The organism is Rhizobacter sp. P3_C12, from assembly GCF_056402735.1.
The window spans coordinates 1-4,823 of record NZ_JBFUGW010000376.1; the positions used below are offsets into that span (position 1 = coordinate 1).

The window sequence follows — 4,823 nt, forward strand, 5'->3', positions numbered from 1 at the left end:
GTGGCGCCCTTCCGGGAGGCCCTCGAAGAGGGCTCTGTTCTGTTCGGCATCGGTCGTCAGCGGATGAACGTCTCCCAGCACGTCCGGCGTGATGTCGCTTCTCGTACGCAGGCCGAGTGGCAAGAAGTACTGCTGATCGGAGAAGTCGAAACGGCCGATGGCCTGCTCGAAAGCTTGCAGCCGACGGGGCTCGGAGTGGATCTTCCGGACCTGGTCGCCGAGTCGTGCCATGGCGACTTTGACGCTGATGCCGGTTGCCGACGTGCGCGCTCCCAGATAGATGAAGTGGCCTCCCAGCGCTTCCCTGGGCGCGAAGGTGAACCGATCGGTTGTGCCGAACGCGAGGCCGAGCGATACCTGGTTACTGTCTGCAAGAGCGATCGAAAGCTCCCGAAGCGCACGGCTCTTGCCCGAGCCGTTGTTGCCGATGAGGTACATGCAGAGCGCTGGTGAGTTGGCGCTGAGCGCGCGCCATATGGGCCCAGTATCCAGTCCCAATTTCCATTCCGGTGCATTGGGTTCTCCAACGTAGACCTCTGCTCTCAGTGCCCAATCTTTGGCCGCCATCTCAGCGGGTTCGACCGCGCGACAAAAGCCAGGCACGTCGTGATACCCCGACTCGAACGTTCTGCCGAAGTAGCGGTTCAGTCTCAATGGGGCATCTGCCAGTGCTGGCTCCATGTCGAGCAAGTCAAATCCCCTGCTCCAGTGACGTGCGAAGTGGCTCGCCAGTCGGAGAACCTGCTCGCCTTCCGCCAAGGACCTGTCCTGCAGCAGATGACGCGCATCCACGAACAGAACACTATTCGGCTTGCGGAAGTGCCTGCCCATCGTCAGCCAGGCGCTCAGCGCCACGCGGCGCCCCGAGGGAGCGAAGCTATCGAAGTCGATGACCGCCGCGAGGCTACCCCCTTGGACGAGCACTTCCCTTGCCCGCTTGTAACGGGCCGGACCAAAGCGGTCTTGCCGTCCCACGATTGCAAGCACTACGGCGTCTGAGTTGGACAAGGCGGCCTGTACCAGCAAACTCGCCGCGCCGCTGTCAGCGGGGGCGTGGCCGGGATCGCCCGCGCGCCAACTGTGGACCGCTTTGGTCGCGGACACCTGGTCGATGAGGAGGAAAGGGGCACTTTGCCAAGGTTCAGGGCCAATATTCTGGATCGCACGCACACGGCGGATCAGCAGCCTCATGGCGTAGGCGAATCCGCGCTCGATTCCATCGAACTGCGCGACGCTCGCCAACCACACGGACTCAGCCGGAGGCTGCCTCCAGTTTGAGAAGAGTTCGCCTGAGGTCCCATAGAGTTCAAACGCCCTCTCCTCAGCACCGATCCAAGGCATCGCCAGCGCGGCAACGAATTCGTGGTGCCGCCTGTCGGTTGGCTTCCATTGGTTCGCGAGGCGGTAGAAGACGTCGTCGAAGATCCACAATGCCGTTTCGACTGACGCGCCCTCCAGTTCTGATCGCGCCACGTCGATCATCGACTGCATTTCATCGGAAGCCCCAGGCATCGGCAGGTTCGGCCGGCCGATCTGGAGCAGAGAGTCAAGCGTGTCGAGAAGCTCGCTCCACGCCGTCCTGAAGACGGCCGTATCCGAGGATGGATAGAGGACAGCCTCGATGGTCCTGCAGACCTCAACGTGATGCTTGGGAACGATGTGTTTCGCCTCTTGCTTGATCCGGTGCGAGCCGACCAGCAATAGGAGGATCCATTCCAGGTCGACGAGGGAATACCTTGTTGCGATGCTCGCAAGTTTCCTTCGCATGCGCTCGATGCGCACCTTGCCGTCTACGAAAGCCAACTTTGTCTCCCATGTCTGTCCGAAGAGCCGATTCTTGTCGTGGCTGCGTCGATTCTGTCTGAGGCGATCGCCATAGGGAAGGGCGCGATAAGGATGGCGTGTACTCCGCGTCCGTATTGCGCCTTGCACCCCTAGCCCGCAACCGATGGCCTGCCAGCGCAATGTCGATCTGGCGCCTGCAACGTCTGTCGGCCCCAGGGGGATCAGCTACGACGGAACTCAGCGCGCGGATCGGTGGATGGGATTCAGCCGATGCGCCATCACTACGTGGGCGGCCGATGCGGCAGATGCAGCACATGCACCGAGCACGCGGGCCTTCAGATCGTATGCGTCCGGCAATCCCATCTTGAAGCGAGAGTGTTCGGCGGCAAGGATGGTGTCCACCAAGGATTGAGGTGGACACCATGCCAGACACCAAACCTACTGCACGCAGACGCCCTGACGCTGATCTGAAGGCTCGGTGCTCGAGGCATGTGCCGCACCGGGCGCATCGGTGGCGTAGGTTGCGATGGCGCATGGGCTGAACGCCAACCTCGTGCACAAGTGGCGTAGAGACTCGCAGGTTGCGGCAGGCGCAGTGCCGGCTGCATTCATCGAGCTGCCGATGCCACGGGCGGCGATGCCGATCTGCGAACCTGAACCGAGGCCCGACATCCGCATCGAGCTCAAGCGTGGTGTGAAAAGCGTGTCGATCAACTGGCCGGCAGACTGCGCCGCCGAGTGCGGCGCCTAGCGCGCATCGTGTCTGTGATTGCGTCCTGCGATGGCGTCCACCTCAATCATTGGTCTACCTTAAGATGGGACGGCCGGACACATACTGGCCCATGCATTTCGACTCGAGCAGAGTCATTCCGCGATGTTACGAGGATGCATGAATCTCGTTGAAAAAAAATACTTGGGTTAGCCGTGCATTCTCTGGGGCCGTTCCGAAAAAAGACGCAGCACCGTGAAACATCTCACTTCCGCGAAACAAGACCAAGCGATTGAACTTCGCTCGCACAGAAAGATCGATTTCCCATTTCTCATCATCATGTGAGTCCCGCATAACGATCTCTCGGTCGAAGTCCTCCAACGAAGTGAATCCAAGCTCCATCAGCTGAGGTTTCGTGGGTACGCCTGACAAGCCTGTTTCCTTGTGGCGACAAAAGATCGTTCCGCCTTCAGCTACCTCTTCCGGTGTGAGATATATGACGCCAGTCCAGTCGGTATTGTCGAAATGTATTTTTGTGGTTCGCCTCTGACTTTGCGTGGAGTAGCGGAAACGACCAAACGCATTATTATCTCCGTCAACTGAAATTGCGGTGCCGACCAAGGAGCTGAGCCGCTCCATCAACTGCGTTGAATGAAAGCCGCGGATCGACTCTTGCCCGCTCAACGTTTCACATTGATCTTCGGAAAAATACTCTGCTCGCAGGGCGAGTTCCCTGATAGCGTTCGGATTGGTGTAGAAGTTGTCTACAACAATGAGCCTAGTGGCAGATGTACTCTTGGCTCCGGATGGCTCACTCTTGAACATGACGATTTTCCCCCTGAATTTCGAATGCTAAGAACTGGTGGATAATAGGAGAACGATTTCAAATGCCAAATTCGGAAGAAATGATGGCTTCACCTAAGCATAGACTCAATGGATTGGCGAAAGCACTGAATCATGCTCTGCAACGATCACTAGAGGGACCATCGAACAGTGTCGAAACATCCCAAGGCGAGCAGCGACTCAACGAAGAGGACGGACAGATTTACAGTTTGGTTGGTATAAATTTTAGCGCTCCGAAATTTGGCCAATATGCAAGAATTCCAAACTCAGTGGAAGTCATCATAAATATTGGCCAATCCGCGATTGGGCTTAATGTATTCGACCGAATTGGGCAAGTGGATGGAAGTGAAAAAATGACGTATACGGGTGTTAAATTGCTGCCTCCGGGTGCCGCCATCGAAATCAAGGGGCCCGAGCAATCGTATGTATTTCAATACCCGCACAATTTGGTTGCTATATTGGCAAGAGCGGCGAGCATCGATGGTTGCAAGGCCGAGCATAGTGAAGAAAGCTTCAGTATTGAGACGCTTGAGATAAAAACAAATAAATTCGAAGTGCAATGTCGCTGCATAAATATTGCGACTCTCTATGGCGTTCTCTTGGGGCGAGGCCACGGCTATCTCCCGCTTGATCTGTTACGAACTCTCCCTGCAGAACGCATTGCCAAACTGCACGAAGATATCGGGCGTGGCCTACGTTTGCTACCCCTTGAGGCCCCTCCAGCCCAACTCATTCATCACTCCAATTAATAATTTTCGATCAACAAGAAATTCTTCTTGGCAATGTAGTTCCGAGCTCGCGCTAGCGGGTCATCCGCGAATTGAAAGAAATGTCGATGGAGATACTTCCTGCAAAAAGGGAATTCGGCGGGATTATCAGTCAACTTGACGGTCGTGTAATGCCAGCTCGGTATAGAGGCGCGGCAGCTTTCCTCGTGGAAGTGGAGCAGTGATGCGAGACTCGTGTCTCCTCGCCAGTCGAATGCCGAGACTCCGTCCGAGATGTAGACATGCATGCCTGTGCTGAGATATTCGATACAAGGAAGAATCAGATATGGAGACCAGTCGCGCCTAACTTCGCAGGCCGCGGATGCAAGCATGTGACATGCACCCGAGGCGAAAAAGACTTCATCTGGTAGCGCCCATTGCCTAAGAGACTCAATTCTTTCGACTACTGTCCACATCGCTGGTTCCTCCCTTAAGCAACGCCGGGCGTAATCTGGGCGCTCGTGGYGGCGGGCTGGGTGCCTCGGATGAATATGCCAAAGTTTGTATAACCCCCTTGCAGGCTCTTCACCCGAAAACCCATAGAAAGGAATCTCAGAACAGCACCGTAGCTCCTTATTCCAGATTGACAATAGAGAATAATCGGAACGCTAGTATCGAGCTCGAGGACGCGATCATCCAACTCGTGCGATGGGATCGATATGCTGGGAATATGACCTGTAGCTCGCTCTTCTTCGGTGCGAATATCGACGAGTTGGTAT

General features: G+C 56.2%; 6 protein-coding genes. 2 read left to right on the top strand and 4 right to left on the bottom strand.

Annotated features, from left to right (window positions below):
- Together AC1DXV_RS31355 and AC1DXV_RS31360 are read right to left on the bottom strand one after the other, a co-directional pair.
- A partial coding sequence (locus AC1DXV_RS31355; protein ID WP_477937385.1) for a hypothetical protein occupies positions 1–1,803 on the bottom strand: 1,803 nt, incomplete at its 3' end.
- A 219-nt stretch (positions 1,804–2,022) separates the two neighbouring features.
- The gene (locus tag AC1DXV_RS31360; RefSeq protein ID WP_477937387.1) at positions 2,023–2,187 is read right to left on the bottom strand and encodes a hypothetical protein; all 165 of its coding nucleotides are present in this window, start codon (positions 2,185–2,187) and stop codon (positions 2,023–2,025) included.
- A 124-nt stretch (positions 2,188–2,311) separates the two neighbouring features.
- On the opposite strand from AC1DXV_RS31360, the gene AC1DXV_RS31365 reads away from it, so the two are divergent.
- Positions 2,312–2,536 (top strand): hypothetical protein, encoded by a 225-nt coding sequence (locus AC1DXV_RS31365; protein WP_477868994.1) that lies wholly within the window; start codon positions 2,312–2,314, stop codon positions 2,534–2,536.
- Between the two features lie 126 nt (positions 2,537–2,662).
- Here the strand turns inward: AC1DXV_RS31365 and AC1DXV_RS31370 are convergent, their stop codons facing one another.
- Positions 2,663–3,319 carry a DUF6445 family protein gene (locus AC1DXV_RS31370; RefSeq protein ID WP_477937389.1) on the bottom strand — a complete coding sequence of 219 codons (657 nt, stop codon included), beginning with the start codon at positions 3,317–3,319 and terminating at the stop codon, positions 2,663–2,665.
- 62 nt (positions 3,320–3,381) lie between these two features.
- On the opposite strand from AC1DXV_RS31370, the gene AC1DXV_RS31375 reads away from it, so the two are divergent.
- Positions 3,382–4,086, top strand: coding sequence for a hypothetical protein (locus AC1DXV_RS31375; protein ID WP_477868998.1), 705 nt, complete (start codon positions 3,382–3,384; stop codon positions 4,084–4,086).
- A gap of 448 nt (positions 4,087–4,534) precedes the next feature.
- Here AC1DXV_RS31375 and AC1DXV_RS31380 read toward each other — a convergent pair.
- A partial coding sequence (locus AC1DXV_RS31380; protein ID WP_477937391.1) for a rhodanese-like domain-containing protein occupies positions 4,535–4,823 on the bottom strand: 289 nt, incomplete at its 5' end.

Coding starts and splice junctions, on each gene's coding strand:
- AC1DXV_RS31365 (WP_477868994.1), top strand. CDS start 2,312: ATGGCGCATGGGCTGAACGCCAACCTCGTGCACAAGTGGCGTAGAGAC.
- AC1DXV_RS31370 (WP_477937389.1), bottom strand. CDS start 3,319: ATGTTCAAGAGTGAGCCATCCGGAGCCAAGAGTACATCTGCCACTAGG.
- AC1DXV_RS31375 (WP_477868998.1), top strand. CDS start 3,382: ATGCCAAATTCGGAAGAAATGATGGCTTCACCTAAGCATAGACTCAAT.